Here is a 21,903-nt window from a genome sequence, read left to right as displayed (position 1 = left end):
TGGAATGCAGTGATCCCGGTGCGGTGTTGGCGATGCGATCAAGCGATCATGAATTGGCCCCCTATTCGGGATACTGATTCAAGATCTGGGCATCCATTTGGAAGTTGTCAGCGGTCACGTGGCCCCATCCGGTCGTCGAACGGTCGACAATCTTCAAGAACATCTGTTTGCCCCCGAACGGCCGAAGATCGAAGGCTGCGTTCTGCATGGTTTGATCGTTGATGCCATGAGCCCGGCTGACTTCTTCGCCATCGGCGGTGCACAGTGCGACGTAAGTCTTCGGGCCTCCGCCGCCACCGATGCGAAAGGTCATGGTGTCGCCTTGGGGGACAAACAATGGTGACACGATCACGCCGGTTTGCTTGTCGTCGCCCTTTTCGGCGTCGGCAGACGTTTCCAATGTCGAAAGGTAATACTGACCCTGCTTGTTGTAATCACGACCGTTGTGAAAAAACTTCGCACGATTTCCGATGATGTGGCCAAAGCTACCTTTCACGATTCGCCAAGGCTGCAGCTTGCCAGATTCAAAATCGAACGACGCACTGCGATCACTGGGGGTGGCGGGAATCATTTTCGCTGGCGATCCCTTTGGCTTTTGCCTGCCTTGTCGTGACGGCGTCGGTTTGGCAGGAGCGTAGTCCTTCAGAATTTCGCTCATCTGTTCGACAACTTGCGGATAATCCTGATACAGGTTCTGGGTTTCCCGAACATCAAACTCCAGATCGTAAAGCTGTGCGGGCGGCGCATCCTTGCGGATCTTTCCGTCTTCGATATCGCTGTTGACCGAACCGACAAAGGTGACCGCTGGCGGACCGGCGAACGCGTGGTCGCTGGGCTTTCGCCCCCCGAATCCGCCGCTGCCTTTGGCGGGAATGTATTTCCACTTGCCTTTGCGTAGCGACAGGTGGGTACCTTTGTGGGGTGCCAAGACCAGTTGTTCGCGGATCGGTTCGGCGGGTTGGTCGATCCATGCCGGCAGCATGTTCAAGCTGTCGGCCTGTTGTTCCTTGGTCAGTGATTGGCCCGTCAGTGCCGCGAAAGTCGCCAGCATGTCGACATGGCCGATCAATTGGTCCGACGTCGTGCCGGCTTTCACTTTGCCAGGCCAACGAACGATCATCGGCACACGGTGGCCACCTTCCCAGACGCCGAATTTGAAGCCAAGCAATTCGCCGTTCTGACGGTGCCCTGCTTTGAAGGCGGCCTGGCCGCCGAAGTTGAACATACCGCCGTTGTCACTGGTGAAAATCACCAGGGTGTTATCGGTCAACTGGTTTTCATCCAGGCACTGCAAAACCCGACCGACCATCCAGTCCAGTTCGTGAATCGAATCACCGTACAATCCGCACTGGCTGGTACCTTGAAACCGCTTTGCCGGAGTGAATGGGTGATGGATGTTGGTGGTTGCCAAATATAGAAAGAACGGATGGTTTTTGTTCTGCTCAATCCACTTGACCGATTTTTCGGCAAACTTGGTGCCCAGGTCATAGTCGTTGAACAGCTTGTGTGCTTCGATGGCTCCGGTGAAAGCGTTGGCGCTACGCTGGGCGGCTTCCGGTGGAATGGGCGTGATCGGTGTGGCGTTCTTCGCGTTGCGTCCGACATAAACCAGCGGGTCGTCGGGATCACTGCCGACAATGCGATCGTTTTCGACATAGACATAGGGCGGTGCGCTGTTGACGACCGGCATGCCAAAGTAGTAATCGAATCCCAGGTCTTGCGGCCCCGGGCGCAAGGGCGGTTGCCAGTCGTTGGTCCCTGATTTGAAACCCAAATGCCATTTTCCCAAGACGGCGGTTTCGTATCCGCGGGTCTTGAAGACGTCGGCGATCGTGGTCTTTTCGGTGTCGACAATCAATGGCGAAGTGATCGGTGCGGGGCCCCACACACCCTGGCCATTGTTGGCACGAACCGGGTATTGGCCCGTCAGTAGCGCATAGCGAGACGGCGTACAGACGGCGGATACCGAATGGGCATCGGTGAAACGCCGACCTTCGGCCGCCAGTTTGTCGATGTTCGGCGTTTGGACCTTTGTCGCACCGTAGCAACCCAGGTCACCATAACCCAGGTCATCGGCGAAAATCAAAATCACATTGGGTGGGGCGTCTGCAGCATCGGCATGAGACAGTGGCAAAAACCCAAGGACGCATGGAACAAGCAGAGTGATGAACCGGAGATGGGTTGGCACGGTGGGAACCTCGAAAGATGAGATCGGGGCAGTGGTCGCCGCTGGGGTGGCGAAAGTGGTGGGCGAGAATGCGATAGGAGTGACAGGCGTGAAAAGTAGGGGATTTTAGAACACTTCCACGTCCAGTGATTGTCCGGCATTTATGTCCAAACCATTGGAAAAACGAAGGACCTGCTGTGATCCATCGGTTTCCAAAACCACCGGAACGTCTTGGTCATTCAGCCGCGCGGTCGCATTGGTGGCTGGCGCACCAGCAACGGACTGTAACGACAGTTGATTCAAACGCAGCGTCCCGTAACGTAACGCAACCGACGCGGACAATGTGTGCTGATTCGTTTTCTGGGTGAACGTGCCCCAACCTTCGGCCGTCGTGAATGCGGCTTTGAAGTGATCGGGTGAAACGCGAGGTGCGAAACCCAGATGACCTTTGGGACCATGATAATGAAAGCCACACGTCGCCAGGAAAACACCGTAGCTTGCCATCGATCGCGCGTAGTGATCGCTGCATTCGATTTCGTTGTAGGGATTGCGTTTATCGGCGGCGTATCTTTCGTGCACCGACTTGGCGATGGCCAGGCCCTGTTGAACCAGTTGGCTATCGGGTTCGCCCTCATAGATCATGTGGGCCGCGACTTGGTATTCGAATCCGTTCATGCATTCGTTGAAGTAGCCGCCTGGTCCGGTGTACACGCCTGGGTTTTCTTTGGTCCGCAAACCGTCGCCGGGAATGGCCTGGGTCGCACCGCCTTTGGGCCAAGTGCACATTAGCAAGCCGGCTTCGCCCGGCATTGCATACCACCGGAACGCTTTTTCAATCTGGATGTGATCCAGTGAGTACTGCCCCGCATTGGGTGCGAAATTGTATTTCCAAAGGCTGTTCAGTGCTGAAACAGTTTCCCGTTTGGGGATCACTCGATCCAGACCGACTTGTCGGACCCAAGCTTCGCCCAACACTTGGTCGATATGACAGCCTTTGTTGGAGTTCAGTGCCGTGACGTTTGGGTCCGGTTTGTGAATGAAGTATTCGCCGTCAAACAGTTCGTCGACGATTGTCTTGGATCCACGGTCGATGATCGTCCGACATTGGTTGGCAAAAACATCGTCGCCCATTTCCACGGCCATCGCCCGACCGGCAGCCAGCGCGGCCAAATACATGCCGCTTAGCCACGCGATCGGACCATACCAGGATGCGTCCAGGGTATGAGGCTGTTTTCCTTCCAACAGTCCATTTGCGTCACCATCTTGGTCAATCAGATATTGGATCGACTTCTTGACGTTCGGCCAGATTCGCTTCAGGAATTCGTTATCGGCTGCGATCTGGTGCTCGCGGTACGCACGTAGAATGGTTCCGGCTTGGCCGTCGATCGCGGGGGTGTGGTGATTTTCAGCACGATGTCCAATGATGCCAGTGTCGGAATGGAATCCGATGCCTTCCTGATAGTCGACCTTTTCACGAAACGCACGTTCGATGTCGGGAAAGATTCGTGCCAATGCTTGTGCGTAGTGCCAAACGTGGGTGCACGTGCCGGGGCAACAATCGACGCCTTCCCAACCGTAGGGTCGACCGTTGTCGAACCAATGAAATGTCTGGGTGGCGATGCAGTCGATCGGAATGAAACTACGATCCAGCAACCAGTGCGGCAGTGTGCTGTCGTACCAAGTTTGGCTCCACAATCGTGTGTCACGCAACAAACGCGATTTGTTTTCGGTCAAGTAGTTGGCAAGGTCGTCGGCCGAATCAAACCACGCGGCGTAATGGCGGCGTAGCGTGCCGAAATCACGAATCCCAAGCATTTGCGCTCGACCACGGCCCTTTTCGTTGTAGTCGGGGAAGAACCAAGTGATGGCAAAGTCGATCGTTCGCGATTCCTGTGACGCTAGTTCAAACGTCGTTGCCAGTCCGCCGACCAGCAGTTCGTCCAATGGCTTTTCAACGGTATCCACTTGTCGCCAGTTGATTTGTTCCCACAATCCATCGGGGCTGTCAGGATCGGTCAGGGATGTCGCAGCGCCAATCGAAACACTGTCGTCTGTTTTCCGGTCGTGCAAAACTGTCAGGGCCATCGATCCGAAGCCGTGCTTGGTTTCGACGCCCGCACCTTTGATCGAACTTAGGATTTCGACTCGTCCATCAGCCTGCACACACCGATTGGTCCGCTGACCCTGTCCGGACGCGGTGGTGTAGGGACAGGTCGCGTTCTGCATCCAACCGCCTAAATCAATGGTGATCGGTGATTGGGATGTGTTGGTAACCGTGAAGCTCATCACCGTCGCGGGCAACGCAGAGTCCTTGGAGTTCAGCGGAATGAAGGGACTGAACGCGTCCAAATCAATCCTGGCTGGAAAACCGCGGTCGCTGTAACCAACCTTGCCGATCGGGTATTCCCCGCGAAAATTCACGTCGGGAAAGCCGATCTGATCCAGCGTACGAGTATCGCTCTTGCCATCAGCGGTCGCGCGGATCAAGAAGCCTTGCGAGACATCCGCGCCATTGCGATCGGTGTATGTTTCGCCGGCGGGAACCGGATGCGCGTAATGGCCACCCAAGGTGAACGCAGCGATCCGTTGACCGTGGCCCCGTTCGCGGGTGTAGTTGCACTTGAAGATGTCCCACAGCCACAAACGCCCATCACCACCCAAGTAGATCTGTCCACACCCGATACCACCGATCGGCATACCGATGTACTTCAGTTGTGATCCGGTATAGACCTCCGGTTGGTCGCGCCGGGTCAATGAAGCCAGCCACTGTGGCGTTAGTCTTTTGTCGGCGGGAATTAGGTGACCGGACGCGTGCCCATTATCGGAAACATCCGCTTCGTTGAACGGACCGGCCATCGCGTTGCGTCCGGCCGGAAGCACGGCTGCGCCACCGCTGGCACCGAGCGTCGTTAAGAAGCTTCGACGTTCGATCGACGGTCCACATCCGCACGCCGACGAGCAACATGATTCAAGGTCGTCGCAGCGGTTGGTGTCGTGAGGGTTTGCTTCGGTGTTCATGCGATTGCCGCGAAAGGAAATGGAGTCAGATAGCGGTAAAGTTGGGGCAACCATGCGAAGGTGATGGTTCCCTCGGGCTGCGGTCAGAACGCTTGCTTTCGGGACTTTTTCATTCCCTCGTTCAGGTCGCCGGGATAGGCAAAGTCGGCGCGGTCCGTACCGTCGCGATTCCAGTCCCCAAGATCTTGCCGGGCTTCGTCAGCCAATGACTGCAGCCTGCTGGTTTGGTCCGGATACCTTGCTGCCACGTCCTTGGTTTCCGACAGATCATCGGGCAGATGATTCAGCACCGGATGGTCCAAATTCAAATAGGTCTTTCTTGGATGACGAGCCCAATAGACACGCTGGTCAGCGGTGCGTGGTAAATGCAGTTTCCAAGGTCCGAGTCGAGCGGCTTCTAAGGTCAAACCGTTGTAGTAGAGGAATTCTTCTCTGGGGCTTTGGTCGGTCTGTCCCGTTAGCAGTGGCAACAGACTGTATCCGTCATAGGTGCGATCGCTCGGCAACGTAGCGCCGGTCGCCGCCGCGATCGTTGGCATGACATCCAAAGCACTGACCATTTCATCGCAGACCTGTCCGGCGGTGATCGTCTTGGGCCAACGGATGATCGCAGGGACACGGTGTCCGCCTTCCATTGTCGTGTATTTCCATCCGGACAATGGGTAGGCCGATCCGGCGGGCAGCCAAGGTCCATTGTCGGATGCGAAAATCACAAGCGTGTCATCTTCGATGTCCAATGCCGACAACTGGTCAAGCACGCATCCGATATGATGGTCCAGTTCACGCACCATGGCGGGCAACGCCGTCGGGTTCATGCGGCCTTTCGACTTTTGAACCGATGCCCATTCTTGTTTCGTGCAGAATTCTTGGTTCGGTGACCAAGGCCCATGGACCAGGTAGTGTGCCAGGTAAACAAAGAACGGTTTCTCGGCCGCATGTTGGCGTTGCATGAATTCAATCGTCGCGTCGGTTAGCCGCTGGTGGGCTTCGCGAAACATGATTTCATCTTGCGGGGTTTCGTTTTCAAACCAGGTGCCGACCTTGCCCACATGGAAATTGTGTTTGCGACCGACGTAGCGATCAAAGCCCTGTTGTCGCGGCGCAAATTGATCCGCGTCACCCAAATGCCATTTCCCAAACGCCGCCGTTGCGTAGCCGATGGGTTTCAACAGTTCGGCAATGGTGATTTCACTTTGTGGCAGACCCACATACTGGTACCAGTCGGGGTAATCCGGACGGTCGTTGGGGCACACCGGTAAACCGTTTCTTTGGGGATAACGTCCGGTCAAAACGGCACCGCGACTTGGCGAACAAACGCTGCAAGCGGAAAGGTAATTGGTGAAACGAATTCCGTCGGCCGCCAAACGGTTGATGTTCGGCGTTTTGATTCCCGGATCTTGCGCGTCGTAGCATTCCAGGTCGTTATAGCCCAGGTCGTCCACATAGATCAGCAGAATGTTGGGCGGCGGTTCGTCCGCTGGTGTTTGCTGAATTGCGAGCGCTGACCCCAGCATGATGGCGATGATTGCAATGATGTTTGTCACGCGTTGCAACCTGTCGTATCGCATTGGAGGGTTTCCAAGTTCGCGGTTCATGGTGTGACGGGTTCAATGATCAGGCAATCCAGGCCAAAGAAGGTACCGGGGACCTTGGCATTCGGGTTGGATCCGGCCACTTCGATGCGAATGGTGATTTCTTTATCGTTCGAAGTGAAACGGCCAAGAGTGACGGGGCCGGTAACGCCAACCTTCGCCGAATAGGTGTCAAGGGATTTTCCGACGGTTTGTCCGTCGACGCTGAAATCTAGAATGCCGTAATCAAAGCTGGTGGTCGCGTGAATCCGAAGTTCGAACGGGCGTTCGGATGGGACGGCGACTTTCAAATCGACAAAGTCTCCGGCCTCGGTGTCGCGGACAAACAAGTGCCGGCCACCGCTCCATTGGTGCTTTCCATAGCGACCCAAGTTTTGGTCGCGAATGAGCTTCACTCCCTCACGATTGGCGACCGCCGAAAGGCTTTCGCATTCGATCGCATTCTCAAAATATTGCGTCGCGTCGGATGAAGAAGTTGATTCGGACGAAGGCGGGCGTGGCGGCACCACCCAACGCTGGGTGGCGTCATCCGGAGCGGGTTGACGGTTGCTGGTCGTGCCGGAAAAGCCATACCAGTAGGTTCCGGCCGCGTATCCCATGTCACATTCGGACCAGCTCCAGACTTCCATGTCCAACTGAAGCGATTCGGAAAACGGCATCGTGTCCAAAACGCGTGTGCGAGTCTCCGTGCTATAGCCCAGCGTGTTTCTTTCGTCCGTGTTGGGCTTTCGGTTCTGTTTGTTGTACCGGTGGCTGAACGGTTGTGCGTGGAATGGATGTTCGTAGAAATCGGTGCTGCGACCGCCCCATGAATATCCGTAGTAGTCCTCGGTTCCGGTTCCGAAGATCGACGGAAAGGCTTCGCCGTCGACGAAGATCTTCTCATCACCCTCGCCCCACCATCGTTCGACTGGATTCATCACCGTCAGCGTATCACCGACGTAAACGCCACGGCCTTTCAACGTGACATAGTTCCAATCGGAAAAGGGCCGGGTGGGAACCGGACACTGGCCCCGCCAATTGGCATGAAAATACATGGACCGTTCATCCCAGTTCCAACGCCCTGTTTTGAACTCCAGATCGGCGACCACATCGTCGCTGCCAAGATTGATCAGGGAAACGGTTCCATGGGTTTGATAGGGCATCACCCAACGACACGTCATCGTCCCGTCTTTGGCGACGGTGCGGTACCAACCTTGGAATGGGTTCAAGCCGATGCCGGTCCCGAAAAACTCACCGATCGGACACCAGACGGTTTCCTTCCCATCAAAGTCCATTTTCAACACGACATTGCGTGTGATCATAGCGTCGTCATAGTCGGCCAGCTTGACGGAAAGCTCACGCACGGCGGCGGTTCCCGGTGGCAAGTCGTACGCCATCGTTTCGCTGCCAGCCATTTTCACTCGAAAACGCTGGCGGTCCGTTGTTCCTGTGGCATTCGGATGCAATAGAGCATTACCGACATCATTGATGACGTTTTCTGCGGCCCGGAAATCGTCCAGCGTGAATGTTTCGACGGTGGTGCCCTCATCATATTCGCGAAAGGTGAATTGATAGAAGAACGGCATCTGTGACACCGTGACCTTGCAAGACTTGGCGTAAGGTATCGGGAAGAAATTCACCGCCGAACGCAAGGATGGGTGCGCGAACGGATACGGGATCACACCGGTGCCATCGAACATGCCCAGCATGTTGCCTTCCAACGCTGGTTCGGATTCACCATCCAAGTAGATCCGCATGACCAGGTCGGTGCCACCGTTTTTCTGATTCTGCCATGGCATCCAAGTCCGCACGATCGCACCGGGGCCGTCGTGATCCATCAGCACCCATTCCTTCTTACCATTGATCACTTCGGTGCGAATGAAATTCTTGCCATTGGGAGGGCGATTGAAATCGCCATTGGCGAACCAACCTTTGGGATCGTCGGGGGTTTTGGAATCTCGGTTGTAACTGCTGTGTTGTCGAAGCCGAAAATTCTTGGCGGGAAACCGTGCGATCCCATCGCGATCGACCATGTCTTTTAGCAGGGTCTGGATCGTCACGACCGAATCAGCAGACCGGTGTTTGCTTGAAGTCTGGTTGGGGCTATTCGGGTCGACCTGTTGGGAAATTGAATCGTCTGCTGCATCACAGACCGAGGAGATTCCCAGGACGCTGGAACCAGCGAGAAGCAGAATCATCGCCGTCAGAAGAACACTGCGGTTGACGCTGCGATCGCCAGACGAAGTCAACTTCAACGCTGGGCCGTAAGGGGACAGGCGTGTTCGCCATGTCTTCGGCCGGCGGAGGCCGTGAAAACGCAGCGTGTCCGCGTGATGAGAATTTCTCGATAAGTTACGCATGTTTCACTCGCAGAGTTTGGCCGCTGGTGATGTTCAAGCCGCCGGGGAACGTCGCGACCAGACGGGTACCATCGGCTTTGAACACCGCGGGGATTGTTCGCCCGTCCAACGTTGCGGTTGCCTGGCCCGGTTTGGTTTCGGGAGTTCGGTCGAGGGCGAGTTTTTGAAGCCGGAGTTTTCCGTACCGCAGTTCGATGCCATTTTCTTGACGGGCGTCTTGAACGGTTTGCGTGAATCGGCCCCAGCCTTCGGCCGTGGTGAATGCGGCACGAAAATTGTCATGTTGCATTTTGGGGCCGAAAGCCAGTCGGCCTGCGGGGCCATCATACTGATAACCACAAACTGCCATGAACGCGCTGTAACTGGACATGGCGCGGGCATAGTGATCGCTACATTCGATTTCGTTGTAGGGGTTGCGATCCTTGGGTTGGTATCGGTCGTAAATCGCCTTGCCGATCGCCAAACCCTTTTCCAACATGCCTTCCCAGATCATGTGCGCGGCGACCTGCCATTCGAAGCCGGTCATGCACTCGTTCAGGTAGCCCGCATAATTCTTCTTGCCACTTTTAGCTTCGATCTTTCCGTGTGGAAACGAGCACATGATCAGTCCCGCGTTGCCTTCGACGGCGTACCATCGACCCGCGGTCATGACTTTGCGGTAATCGCCCACGTTGGGCGAAAAGTTGTACGTCCACAACGATTCCAAGGCGCGACGCGTTTTGTCTTGCGGTAGCACCGGATCAAGGCCAACGTTTCTGAGCCAGAATTCGCCCAGCACTTGATCGATGTGACAACCGTTGACCGATCCATGCTTTTCATCGTCGCCGGGGCCCGGATTGTGAATGAAGTACCCGAAGTCCTCATTCCACAACATGTCGACCATCGCCGGCGCGCCGTTGGCCACGATACGTTCATATCGATCGGCAACGGCGGGCTGATTCATTTGCCGCGCCATGGACGCAGATGCTTTCAAGGCAGCGTGGTACAAGTTGATCAACCAATGGACTTGGCCGAACCAAGGTTCATCCAACGTGTTGTGCTGGGCGCCCGACAGCAATCCGTTTTCATCCTTGTCCCATTTGCGGATCACATGTTCCATCGATTGGCGTGTGCGGTCCCAAATGCTTTCTAGGAACCGGTCGTCGGTTGTCATTTGGCTTTCGCGTAAGACACGCAGAATGGTGCCGCACTGACCATCGATGGCGTCACGGAATTCGCCGATGCTGTGACGGAAATTGATGGCACCGTCGCTGGCACGAAATCCTTTCCCGTACTCCACCTTGTCACGACATTCGCGTTCAATGACTGGGAAAATGCGGGCTAATCCTTGCGCGTACTGCCAGACGTGGGTGCAGTTACCGGGACAGCAGTTGACGCCTTCGTCCAAGTTGTACATGCCGTCTTGCAATGCCAGACGTTCCGCAACCTGCGTCTGCATGCAATTTAGTGGGATCAGGGTTCGCTCCAAAAACCAATAGGGTAACGTGGAGTCGTACCAGGTATCTGTCCAAGTTTGGGAGGCGTCGGTCAGTTCCGCCTGTCGCACCGCGACATTGGCAGCTGAGTCGACGGATGTCGGCCAACGCGTGGAGTAATCGTTGATGTCGTGATCACCGGGACTCCGACCAAACTTGGTGACATAATTGGCATTGGGAAAACGCCAGGAGAGCGTGAAGGTTACGACGGCGTTTTCGCCGGGGCCAAGCTTTGTGGTCCTGCCCAGCGATGCAAACGCTCGGTCACTCAGCGGGCGTTGGAACGTGTCGCCATCGACGACTTTGGAATGTGTTCGACTGAAGAGATCCGTCGAACCGGTGGCAGAGCGTTGGATGTCCACGAATTCTGCCGGTTCGCTGCTCAGCAACCCTAATGCGATCGATCCAAAATCGGTCGCTCGTTCCAAGGGCGTATCGGAGTTTCCACTTGCCGGTTTGGTCGAAAAGACGATCTGGTCGATATCGATGTGTCCCCATCCGCTGGATGATGCATCGACAATCTCCAGATGGGCCGTCTTGCCCGCTAATTCTTTAACGTCCCAACTGGCCCATGTCATCGCATCGGACCGATTGCCCGATGCCGATCGGACCTTTCGTCCGTCGACCCACAGGTGCATTCCCAATGATTTTGTGTTGTTACCGCCGCCGATCAAGAAGTTGATGAACGGTTTTTGAATCGTGAAAACGGGTGACGTCAACTTACCTTGCGGTTTGTCGGAACCGGTCCATGAATTGACCAGGCCTTTTCCGTCAAAGCCGGACAATTTTTGGATGGTGCGCGGACCGGTTGCCGGGCCATTACCAAATGCGTCTCCTTCGACTTTCCAATCGCTGTAATCGCCGTCTTCGAAATCCGCGAAGACGTCAACTTGTTCTTCGGCTCCATCATCCGGAATGGAACCGGCCCAGCATTCGACGGCTGACAAACCGTCTCGCTCAGTAAACCGACTGAACCTGCGTCCTTGACGTCCTTTTCCGCTGCGAAAGTTCGACAGGTTTTCGATCCATCCGGCGATGGAGACTTCTTGATTTGAACTGGATTGATTGCGCAGCGTGTATCGCATCACGATGACGGGAAAGCTGGAATCATCGCGATTCAAAGGAATGTATGGCGTGTACGCATCCAATTCGACTTTGATCGGACATGCGTTGTCGGCATACGTGACGTTGGCCATCGGATAGCGGTTGGTGAAGACCACGTCATGGAAACCATTGGAATCCAACGTGAACGTTGTCGCCGAATCGTCGGAGCGAACGTCGATGGCAAACCCCTGGTCCATCGGCGATTGGAACGTGTCCGGGTCGGTAAAGCGTGGCCCGGCACCAATCTGTTTTCGGTCGCGATGGCCGTCCAGATTCCAGTACCACAACCTTCCGTCGCCGCCCAAATAGACTTGTCCGGTGCAGATGCCATTGATCGGCATTCCGATGAACCGAAGGTCTTCGCCGGATGCTGACAACGGATTGCCGCGGTCGTACAAACTGGCGATCCAATCCTCGCTAAGCTTCTTGTCCGCGGGAATGACCGGATCAAAATCGTTCGCAGCGAAAGGTCCCGCCATGACATTGCCGCGCCCTGAAAGCAAAAGTGCGGCGTTCAAGCCGGCGGCTTGGATCAGGCGACGGCGGGGTAGTGGTGTCGGACCGCAGTCCGCGGATGAAGCACAGCCACAGTGCGTCGTGTCGCCGGATGAGCGTTGAAGATTTTTCGTCATCCCGTCAATCGCTTCTTTCGTCTTCGGGCGTTGGCACCAAGGAATACGACGCCGCCACAGGCAGCGTTATCCGATCCACCGGATGGCGGAAAGTCGGAAATCACCGGGTGCTCGGTTGCGAGCCAGAAAAACGAGAAAACGGCCGATCCGATGACTCCGGTCTGTGAAAGGACCGAGGTCACGCAGATGACGTGCTTCGCATTGGTGTGGGGCGTGCCTCGAATTTCCCTCGTGACGACAGGGGTGTCGAGAGTTCGGGACGACACGCCGTTAATGTTTTGCGACGCCCAAGATGGGGCGACCAATAGACGTCACCTGTCGGGGCGTCGCAGCTTGGTCACCCGATTCGCTAATGGTGCGCAAGGCTATCGATTGCCAGTTCCGGTCCATGGACCAGGCATTCGGGATGCTGGGCACTGAAACCCAGGATTGCCGACGCGGTCACTTGTGTCCCCGTCACGTCCACTTCACGAAGGTTGCCGAGCGTCTGTAGCTTGGCGAATCCAGAGTCGGTGATCTTGGTCCCGGCCAGGTTCAAGCGGGTGATTTTCGGCATGGTGACTAGGTCGTTCATGCAACGATCCGTTACCGCGGTGCGGCTTAGATTCAAATGCTGAATCGCTTGGTGTCCAGAAAGGCGTCCGACGGTCGTGTCGCTGATGCGGGATTGCGACAGATCCAGCGTGTGCAGGCGAGGCCAAGAGACGTGGGTAAACGTTTTGTCCGTCACGCCACATCTCGCCAGTGACAGCGTGCGGAGATTCGAAAGTTTCGCCAGCCCCGCCGCCGCTTGGTCGGTGATTTTCGTGTGGTCCAGAAACAGCCATTTCAGTTGGTCAAGGTCACAGACAATGCGTAGGGTTGCGTCGGTGATCGGCGTCTGTGCCAGAGAAAGGAAAACCAGGGAACGTTGGCCGGCCAGCAATCCGGCGGCATCATCGGTGAACCGCGAACCCTTCAAGTGCACGTAGGAAAGTTCGCCATTGATCTGGCGTACGTTCCCGGCTCCCAGGTCAATCAACTGCTGGCTGACCGACGGCAGATTCTTGGGCCGACCGATGGTGTCATCCGCGGGAATCTTGGGAAACCAAGCCATCGCCGCTGTCACCAGGGATGAAAAGCAAATCAGACGCAAGGGGTTCATGGTGTCTCCGGAATCGAACGAAGCTTGTACAGCGTTGGCGATACGAAAAAATGAATGAGCGATGGTTCAATCGTGCCTTCTAGACAGGCGTGGCGGATACAGCAGCGGCGACGGAGGAATCGAAATGGTCGCGACGAACCACATCGACGTCTTCGCACCAAACCGCAACGCTGTGGCTGGGGAACACATCGGTGCGCAGGAACCGCAGGACGTCATCACCGGTTTCCGGCGTCACCACCACTTCGATGCGGACCTGTGATTCGGACGGCCCGTCCCCACAGCGCAGCCGATGGCGTCCGGCTCCGCTGCAAGGTGTTGACGTGAAACCGGTGGCGCCCAGTTCGACGAAGCGATCGACCAGTCGTGATTCCAGATCATGATCAGCGACCACGGTCACCCTTCGCATTGTGGAAAGACCGCCTTTGCGTGCCGACTGCGGGCTGGCCGCCAGCGGCTTCATCTGCGACAAACCCCGAATATGGAATTGCAGGCCTTCCTGCTGGAAATCCCGTTCCATCTCTTCCAGCTTTTCCATCACGCTGTGATCGACCAGTTTTGTGTCGGACACGTCGATGATCAGGTTGCGTTTCTGGACCAATCCGATCTGTTCGATTTGGCGACGAAACGGGATCCAGTTGCTAAAGACGGCCGATTCTTTGGCAACGATCAGGCTGGTGTTGTCGTCGAATTCTTGGACTTCGATGAAAGGCTTGAACAGGCTTTTCAAAGGAACGCCATTGGCAACGTGAATGATCAGCTTCAACAGGATTCCAGCAGCGACGCCGATCAGCAAATCGGTCGCCAAGACGACAATTAGCGTGGTGACAAAGATCGCGAGCTGTTCTTTTCCGATTCGCCAGACGTGCACAAATTCGGCCGGGTGTGCCAGTCGGTATCCGGTGTAAACCAGCATCCCAGCCAGGGCGGCGAGTGGGATTTCATGCAACACCGTTGGAATCAGTGCCACGCATGCGAGCAGAAAGATCCCATGCCACATATCGGCAAATCGCGTGCGTGCACCGTTATCGATGTTCGCTTTGGAACGCACGATTTCGGAGATCATCGGAAGTCCGCCGACCATGGACGCACCCAAGTTTCCGATCCCAACGGCGACCAAGTCACGGTTCATGTTGGTCTTTCGTTTCCAAGGATCCAACAAGTCGATCGCCTTGGCACTAAGCAAGGATTCCAGGCTTCCGATGATGAAAAACATCATCACCCATTTCCAAGCCTTGCCCTGCGTCAGGGCGTTGAAGTCAGGCGCGGTGATGTCATCGAACATCCCGAAAATTCGTTCGGGCATCTTGACCAAATACTGTTCGCCGAGCTGGTACTGATGCCCTTGAAGCGTGTAGGAATGTTCGTGCAATAGGTCGAACATCAAGCCCATCGGAACCGTGACCAGCAGGACAATCATCGGCGACGGGATCTTCTTCAAAAGACCGACACGTTGTCCGGCCAGTGGCCATAAAAACATGATCAGAATGCTGGTCATCCCGATGGCCGCGATCGCCGGGTTGGCTTCGGCAACGTAGTGGGGAATTTCCCTGAGCATTTCCAAAGGTTCGCCGCCGGCGGAGACACCCAATGCCACGGGGAACTGTTTGATGATGATGATCACGCCGATGGCGGCAAGCATTCCGTGTACCGCGGAGATCGGGAAAAATTCACCCAAGATGCCTCCGCGAAACAGCCCAAAGAGAATCTGGATCACCGCGGCGGCGACGCCAACGGCAAGGGCTGCTTGATAGGCCGTGATATCAGCGTCCGTCCATCCGCCGGTCATTCCGTCGCCGCCAAAGTCTTCGATGCATCCGATCGCGATCACAATCAGACCAGCCGCGGGACCTTTGATCGTCAGTTCGCTGTTGCTGATGAACGTGGTTAAGATCGAACCGATGATGGCAGTGAAGATCCCGGCGATGGGCGGATAGCCACAAGCCAGTGAGATGCCCAAGCACAGCGGCAATGCGATCAGAAAGACCAGCAAGCCGGACAAAAAGTCGTGCTTGAAATACTTCACAAAGCCCGACGCGTCGCCGCGTGGTATCGCATGGGATTCGGGCGATTCGGCAGGAGTGTTGTTATCGCTCATTTTCGGTCTTCGAAGATTCTTGGGCCGTGGCCGCGGCGATGTTGGTGATGGGAGCTTTGGTGGCGTCTGTGGTTTGGTTTGGAATCGCAGATTTGGTGTTCGTTTGGTGGTCGGCGTGTCCGGGCTGATCGGAACCACTTCCAAGAGCGGCGGTGCGTTGTCGAATCAGTTCGATGGCGGCGTGGTAGCGTGACGCTACGCTCCATTGGGGATACAGGCCGCCGAAGATGATCAAAAAGGACAGTACGAAAACGGCAATCTTTTCGGATCGGCGTGCACGCAAGGAAAACGTTGCCATGTGCCGATGGCCGGTGAAAATTCGAAAGTAGGCTTGCAGTATCGCGATGCCATTGAGGGCGGCTGCCAGCACCACAGTCATTCCGATCCATGGATAGACTTCGACCGCGCTTTCGACCAACAGTTCAATGCCGATGAACCCGATGGTTCCGGGGAATCCGATCGATGCCAGACCGGTCAGAAGAAACAGGGCGGCAAGGGTGGGCATGTGTTCGTACAGCCCGTGAAATTCGTCCAGAGAGATGCGTCCCACTCGGGCTTCGACGCTTCGCAACGTCAATCCGAAACCGCCCAGCGACAATCCAACGGATATCCAAACACACAACGCGCCGGTCAAACCGATCGGTGTGGCGATTTCCAGGCCGACCAAAACCAACGAGGATTGGCTGAGCAGCAAGTAGCAGAAGAAGCGACGGGCTTCATGCTGGACCAACGCCATGCAACCCGCATAGACGGCCGTGATCAGCGAAACAACCGCAATGCTTTGCAACGCCCAGTCCGGTGCGATGGGAAGCACCAGTCGCATCACCGCATACGCACCGGTCATGGGCGTGACGAACAGCAACGCGGTGCCCAAGGTGGCCTTTTCGAACAGGTCCGTCATCCAGCAGTGCAGGGGAACGATTCCGGTTCGTAGCAGTGCGGCGACGGTCAGTAGTGCCCCACCGATAAACACCGCGCCGGCGGCAACCATCCACTGCCCGCACAGCAACAGTGCCGCGAACAGCGACATGTGAATGGTGAAGACTCGCGTGCATCGACCTCGCTGACGCAACTCCAACCAGACGGGGACGACTGCCGCGATCAACAGTCCAACGATGCCCAACGCGTTTCGGCAACTAAGGGTCGCCATCAAGATGGCTTCTGACGCCAACATTGCGTTGAAGGAAAACCGATTGGCTTTGGTACGCAGCGTCGACAACGCCGTCAATAAACACAGCAGCGCGGCCAGTGGCAAAAGCGGTGCGTTCAATTCATCGATGACAAAGACGTCTTGATGAAAGATCGTCTCGATCAAATCCCAGTGATCGTGGGCTTCGAAGGTTCCCAGGCGAACGAAGTCGATCCATTCGCCCGTGGCACAAGCCAACGTCAGGCTGCATGTGATCAAGCAGGCGATCCGAGCGATCGCGGAGTCTCGCAGACGAGAAACGATGATCGCGCCCAGGATTGGGATCACAATCGATAGTTCCATCCATGGCAAATGTAATTCTTGCATCAGACGAATTCCTCCAGCGATTCGACATGCGGACGAACGTCATCGGATTCTCGCGACTGGCCGCCCGAAAGAAGGTTCGTCCAACGCCGTTCCAAGTTGTCGCACCAGCGAAATAGACGCGTGAAAGGCCGAACCACCATGTCGCCTATTGATCCGTCCAAGTAACCACGCTCGATCGCGGTGGCATACAGACCCGCGCGAAGACGCGTCGGCAACCATCGTGCCAGTATTGTTTCGTTGCGTTGCAAGTGTCCGCCGATCGCGTTTTCCAACGTGTGGTAATCGTGCAACAGCGTTGGAGCCCGCAGCAGTTGAAGTGTCCGCAGGCAGGCATGACCGATGATGTGGACCAAAGCCAGATACCGAAGACCACAACCGATCTCGACAACGATGATGCCGACTTGCGTCAGCGAAGCGAATGCGAGTGCACTCTTGATGTCGGTTTGAACTCGCGCGGTCAGTGTTCCAAAAATGGCGGAGATCAGACCAACGAAGACAACGGCTATCTGCAGCAACGTGGATGCTTCCAACAGCGGACCGACACGAAGCAAAAGGTACGCACCCAAGTGCACCGACAATGCGCCATAGAAGATGGCGCTTGACGGGGTGGGGCCTTCCATCGCGCGGGGTAACCAGCCAGAAAATGGCACCAATGCGGACTTGCCCATCGCCGCCAACAGCAACAAAGCACCGACGAACAACGCATGCGATTGAGTGATCGAAACGTGGCCTTCGGGCCAGACGCCGGTTCCCATCAGTGCGTCAAAGTCACCGGCACCGGTCAAATGGTGCAGCGTCAACGCGGCGATCAGGAATGCGGCGTCTGAAATGCGATAGATGCTCCAGACACGCTGTCCGTTTCGGACCGGGTTGGTGCGTTCGTGGAAATAGGCGACCAGCAGCGCGGAAGACAGGCCGACCAATTCCCAACCGAAAAACAACGTCTCGATGGTTCCGGCAAGCGAGGACAAAACCATGCCCAGCAGAAACACACTGAACAAAACAAAGAATCGGTTGTATCCCGGTTCGCGGTGCAGATAGCGACTTGCAAAAGCACTGATGATGCCGCACAGGACGAAGGAAAGTATCGTGAATGGGACCGACAGGCGGTCAAAGACGAACTTCAGGTGAAAATGAAAGTGTTGCTGGGGAATGACGACCCAGTTACCCAGTTCGATGGGAACGTGTCGACGACCGGTTCCCAGCATGAGTACCAAGATCGCGACGATCGCTACCAAGCCAACGACGACGGAGGCTTCCGTCAACTTCGCCGACGATCGTTCGCTGATCGTGCGATCCAGCAATGATGTGACGGCCAGCACCGCCAACAGAACCGCGGGACTGATCACGACGATCAATCCGAGCGCAAAGAAGCATTGATCCAGTGTCATGCCACGTCTCCTGGTTGGGCGGCGCTTGCCGACAGAATGGATGCGAATCCCAAGTGTTCGCGCTTTCCGGCGTACCAGTCAGGAGAAGAATTCACCGCTGGGATTTCTCGCTCGTGTGGTGCGTAAAGCACAAAGTCGTCTTTGAACCAGCGTCGGATGCGGCCCGAATCAGGATCGAAGATGGCCAGTTGCACCCAGCCGCCTTTGACCAATCTCGCGATTGCTTCGTTGTCATCGATGATTCGTTTCATCGCTTGTGGCGTGGTTTCGATCACGAACAACAGACGAACCGGTTCGTGAATTTCGACCATCTGCCAGGGCAAACCGGGCCGCAGATCGCTTTCGGCTCCGTCCATCACACCCAGCAAGGACGTGATGTTGTGTGGAAGCTTGGTGCCGCATCCGTAGCCGATCGGATCCACGTAGGAGAAATAGTATTCCAGGTTGATCCCGGCACAGACTGGGATGACCGCTTGCAGCATCTGTTCCAGAATGGAACTGCGATCGTCATCTTGTGTCGGGTCATAGGACGTCAAAAACGCGCGGCGGTCCAAGAACAATCCGCGACTCCATTCACGTCGGCCGACGAAACACAACGCATTGGTCGCGTGGCCGTATTCCGGTCGTGTTTGAGACAGGTCTTCGGCGCGTCCTTCGACGTGTCGCAGGGCTTCATCAAAGTCCAACGAATCACCGGCCGATTCGAAACGCCGGCATCGTTCGTGGGCACTGCGTTTTCGTGCTTCGTCGATATCGGCTTTGGCTGCTTCGAACCGTTTGCGTTGGACAAGCGGTACGCGATCCAGGTCATACCAAGACATGGTGTCGTCACATGTGTTGTGATAGCCACCGATAAAGAAGGTCGAATCCGGGATGGTCAGACCACGTTCGGCCAAGCGGGAACGCACACGTACATCGTTGGCCATCTGGGCGAATGCGCGGGCGTTGGGGCCGCCGCGACCACCGCCACATGCGCCGCAGTCATGGGCGGCTTCGTGTGGGTTGTTCAGACTGGCCGAACCGTGGCCACAGATGACCACCAATTCGGATAACAAGTCAGGGTTGGCAAGCCCGAGGGCCCTCAGACCACCTTCAACGATGCCGGCCATTTCTTCGACGCTGTAGCCGATATGGCCGTTGTCTGATCCTGGATCCGGTTGCAATCTTTCCAAACACAGTTCGGTCGACTGGGTTCGCACGATGGAGCCGAACCAGCGACGGATTTGCGCCGTGGTTCGCGGAAACATGATCCGAGCGACCAAAGGTACCGCGGCGATTGACCCGAAGATGCCCGTCAACGCACCGCCCAGAAAAGAACGCGAGCCCAGGTGTGCGCGATGGGTGGCGTGACCCAAAGTCCGACGTGCGTCGGCGCGACGACGTTCCGCTTCCACCGCCGAATAGACCGGCGTTTCGACGACGAAGTGATCGGGTTTGACGTTGACCGGACACAGTGGCGTGTAGTGGGCGTCGGCTGCACCCCGATAATACATGGCGACACCAAAGAAGCCCGCAATCCCAAACGTTTCGCAATCCGGTTGAACTTCCTCCAGATGACGCCGAAACGATTCTTCGCGTTCATCCAGACAACAAACGATCTGAAACACTGGGCGTTGATTCGACCGATGATTGGGCCGTCGGCTGTGCGCGATGACGGCGTCCAGCGTTTCATTGCGATACTTGCGTTCAAACGCGCGATGATAGATGCGTCGTCGTTCCAACGCCGGAAACGACTCAATCTCTGCCAGTAGAGCGTTCCACTGTTGGGGTGCCAGGTTTTCCAGATCTCGGGGACGCCACCCCAAGACCTGGGCCAGCTGGAAGACGGTGTAGGCACGCTGTTCAAAATGATTGGCCGGTGCGGCTGTGTCGTCACGCCGAAAAGTCGGACGTAGTTTGTTCAGCGGAACGTGATGGCCCGAAAGATTGCGTGCAACTTCAGCAATGGCGATACGATCGAGCATCAGACGAATCGCCAGAAACTCCACCAGACTTCCCGGTGGTGCGGGATGGGGTGTCCATTCGGCATTGGTTTCCATTTGCCAAACCATGCCCGACCAACCCCGCAATGCCAACAGCGTTTGCGTGATGAACGGTTCCTGTTCGGATTCTTCAACGCCCAATAGTTGCAACGATTCGCGGATCGATTGCAACGGTTGAACGTGATGATCTGAGAGTCGCCGGCATTCACGTTGCACCGATCGCAGCCAACGCGTCGGTGCCGGCCCATCAACGTGATGGGACAAGAAACAGCGATAGAACCCTTGGCTGCGATGGGGCAGGTTCCACGCTGCGAATCCCTGGTCCAAAAAGGCCGCGCAAAATCGAATCAGCGTTTCGTGTACCGGGACGTCAGCGTCGTCGGCACCCGTCTGGATCAGCACGTCGCGGTGTCGAATCCTTTGTTCGAACACTCCGCTGTGTGCGTCCATCGTTTCGACAGGCGGATCCGCGATGCGAACGCCTTCGCAACAGACACGCCACAGGTAATTCAGAACGAAAGCCTCCCAGCGACGGTCGCTCCATGATTGATTCTTGGACGAATCAAATTGCTGAAGCACTTCATCCATCGTGTCCCGCATGGGGGATGGCTTTTGAATACGTTGCTGGACGGCCGCGCGGGTGTCGGTCAGCATTTCTTCACGAACCGCTGGCGAAACTTCGTCACGAAAGCGTCGCAGGGCATCGGTTTCGGCGACCACCCAACGCAGTTCGTGCGTGGACCCGGCATGCAGAGGAAACTGCATCATGGACAGACGCAATGCATAGCGGGTGCAGAACACAGAAACCAATCGGTCCGCTTCGTCTTCCAGGTCTTCGTGCAAGACCGCTTCGAGGTCTTCGACGCGGATCCGACCTTCTTCCAACATCGTTCGATATCGGTCTTCGGGAAGATACGCTTGGCATCCAAACGTGCGTCCGCCGGCTTGAACACCACCATCAAAATCCAAATCTTCGAAAGCATGCAGTGTGTTGTGGTGCACGAAGACCGTGATCGGGCCTTGCGATGGCAGCAGGTGTGCGGCGTGTTCGATCTGTTGACGCAGCGATGTCAGCGGATCATGCGGTGGTGTGGAACGACCAATCGCGGCGTCCATTTCCAAAGCGGGCATGTTCATTGGCAACGACAGACATCCAAAGGAACGGCGATCCATACCGGCGACCCTACGACGTCGCGGACCGATGGGGTGCGCCCAAACGCAACCGTCGTGCCATCGGCGGAACACTCCGCACACTGGACGGCGGCAATGTGCGATGACTTCCCTGGTTCACCGTGAAAATGCATCTGCAAAGTCGGCGAACAAGTTTGCGAACAGTTCCTTGAAGCTGGTTGGCGCGGCGGATCACCCCACCGTGGTTGTGCAAGACTTTGCAGATCTTCTGCACCGGCTTGCACGATGATGCCAGCCAAAACAGCGAAGTCGGC

General features: G+C 56.3%; 10 protein-coding genes. All 10 read right to left on the bottom strand.

Going from position 1 to position 21,903, the window contains the following annotated elements; genetic code table 11:
* Positions 1-61 precede the first annotated feature (61 nt).
* Complete coding sequence (locus Mal65_RS15275; protein WP_145299286.1) at positions 62-2,188, bottom strand: sulfatase family protein; 2,127 nt, start codon at positions 2,186-2,188, stop codon at positions 62-64.
* Positions 2,189-2,293: 105 nt separating this feature from the next.
* Positions 2,294-5,185 carry a GH116 family glycosyl-hydrolase gene (locus Mal65_RS15270; protein ID WP_165701302.1) on the bottom strand — a complete coding sequence of 964 codons (2,892 nt, stop codon included), beginning with the start codon at positions 5,183-5,185 and terminating at the stop codon, positions 2,294-2,296.
* 83 nt (positions 5,186-5,268) lie between these two features.
* Positions 5,269-6,753, bottom strand: a complete 1,485-nt coding sequence (locus tag Mal65_RS15265) for a sulfatase-like hydrolase/transferase (protein WP_165701301.1) — start codon at positions 6,751-6,753, stop codon at positions 5,269-5,271.
* Between the two features lie 23 nt (positions 6,754-6,776).
* The gene (locus Mal65_RS15260) at positions 6,777-9,014 is read right to left on the bottom strand and encodes a glycoside hydrolase family 172 protein (RefSeq protein WP_196784197.1); all 2,238 of its coding nucleotides are present in this window, start codon (positions 9,012-9,014) and stop codon (positions 6,777-6,779) included.
* Positions 9,015-9,111: 97 nt separating this feature from the next.
* Positions 9,112-12,330, bottom strand: a complete 3,219-nt coding sequence (locus Mal65_RS15255; RefSeq protein ID WP_196784196.1) for a GH116 family glycosyl hydrolase — start codon at positions 12,328-12,330, stop codon at positions 9,112-9,114.
* 349 nt (positions 12,331-12,679) lie between these two features.
* Entirely contained in the window at positions 12,680-13,474 is a 795-nt protein-coding gene (locus tag Mal65_RS15245; protein WP_145299278.1) for a leucine-rich repeat domain-containing protein, read from the bottom strand.
* A gap of 79 nt (positions 13,475-13,553) precedes the next feature.
* Positions 13,554-15,569: a SulP family inorganic anion transporter gene (locus tag Mal65_RS15240; protein ID WP_145299275.1), complete on the bottom strand. Its 2,016-nt coding sequence runs from the start codon at positions 15,567-15,569 to the stop codon at positions 13,554-13,556.
* Complete coding sequence (locus Mal65_RS15235) at positions 15,559-17,085, bottom strand: proton-conducting transporter transmembrane domain-containing protein (RefSeq protein WP_145299273.1); 1,527 nt, start codon at positions 17,083-17,085, stop codon at positions 15,559-15,561. Before Mal65_RS15235 ends, Mal65_RS15240 begins: the two co-directional genes overlap by 11 nt.
* Complete coding sequence (locus tag Mal65_RS15230; RefSeq protein ID WP_145299270.1) at positions 17,085-18,476, bottom strand: proton-conducting transporter transmembrane domain-containing protein; 1,392 nt, start codon at positions 18,474-18,476, stop codon at positions 17,085-17,087. The genes Mal65_RS15235 and Mal65_RS15230 overlap by 1 nt, the downstream gene beginning before the upstream one ends.
* Positions 18,473-21,595, bottom strand: a complete 3,123-nt coding sequence (locus tag Mal65_RS15225; protein WP_196784195.1) for a DUF2309 domain-containing protein — start codon at positions 21,593-21,595, stop codon at positions 18,473-18,475. Before Mal65_RS15225 ends, Mal65_RS15230 begins: the two co-directional genes overlap by 4 nt.
* Positions 21,596-21,903 lie beyond the last annotated feature (308 nt).

It is taken from the genome of Crateriforma conspicua (assembly GCF_007752935.1).
In the GTDB taxonomy this organism is placed as follows: Bacteria; Planctomycetota; Planctomycetia; order Pirellulales; family Pirellulaceae; genus Crateriforma; species Crateriforma conspicua.
This window is presented reverse-complemented; position numbering and strand designations above follow the sequence as displayed.

Coding starts and splice junctions, on each gene's coding strand:
- Mal65_RS15270 (WP_165701302.1), bottom strand. CDS start 5,185: ATGAACACCGAAGCAAACCCTCACGACACCAACCGCTGCGACGACCTT.
- Mal65_RS15265 (WP_165701301.1), bottom strand. CDS start 6,753: ATGCGATACGACAGGTTGCAACGCGTGACAAACATCATTGCAATCATC.
- Mal65_RS15255 (WP_196784196.1), bottom strand. CDS start 12,330: ATGACGAAAAATCTTCAACGCTCATCCGGCGACACGACGCACTGTGGC.
- Mal65_RS15245 (WP_145299278.1), bottom strand. CDS start 13,474: ATGAACCCCTTGCGTCTGATTTGCTTTTCATCCCTGGTGACAGCGGCG.
- Mal65_RS15240 (WP_145299275.1), bottom strand. CDS start 15,569: ATGAGCGATAACAACACTCCTGCCGAATCGCCCGAATCCCATGCGATA.
- Mal65_RS15235 (WP_145299273.1), bottom strand. CDS start 17,085: ATGCAAGAATTACATTTGCCATGGATGGAACTATCGATTGTGATCCCA.
- Mal65_RS15230 (WP_145299270.1), bottom strand. CDS start 18,476: ATGACACTGGATCAATGCTTCTTTGCGCTCGGATTGATCGTCGTGATC.
- Mal65_RS15225 (WP_196784195.1), bottom strand. CDS start 21,595: ATGAACATGCCCGCTTTGGAAATGGACGCCGCGATTGGTCGTTCCACA.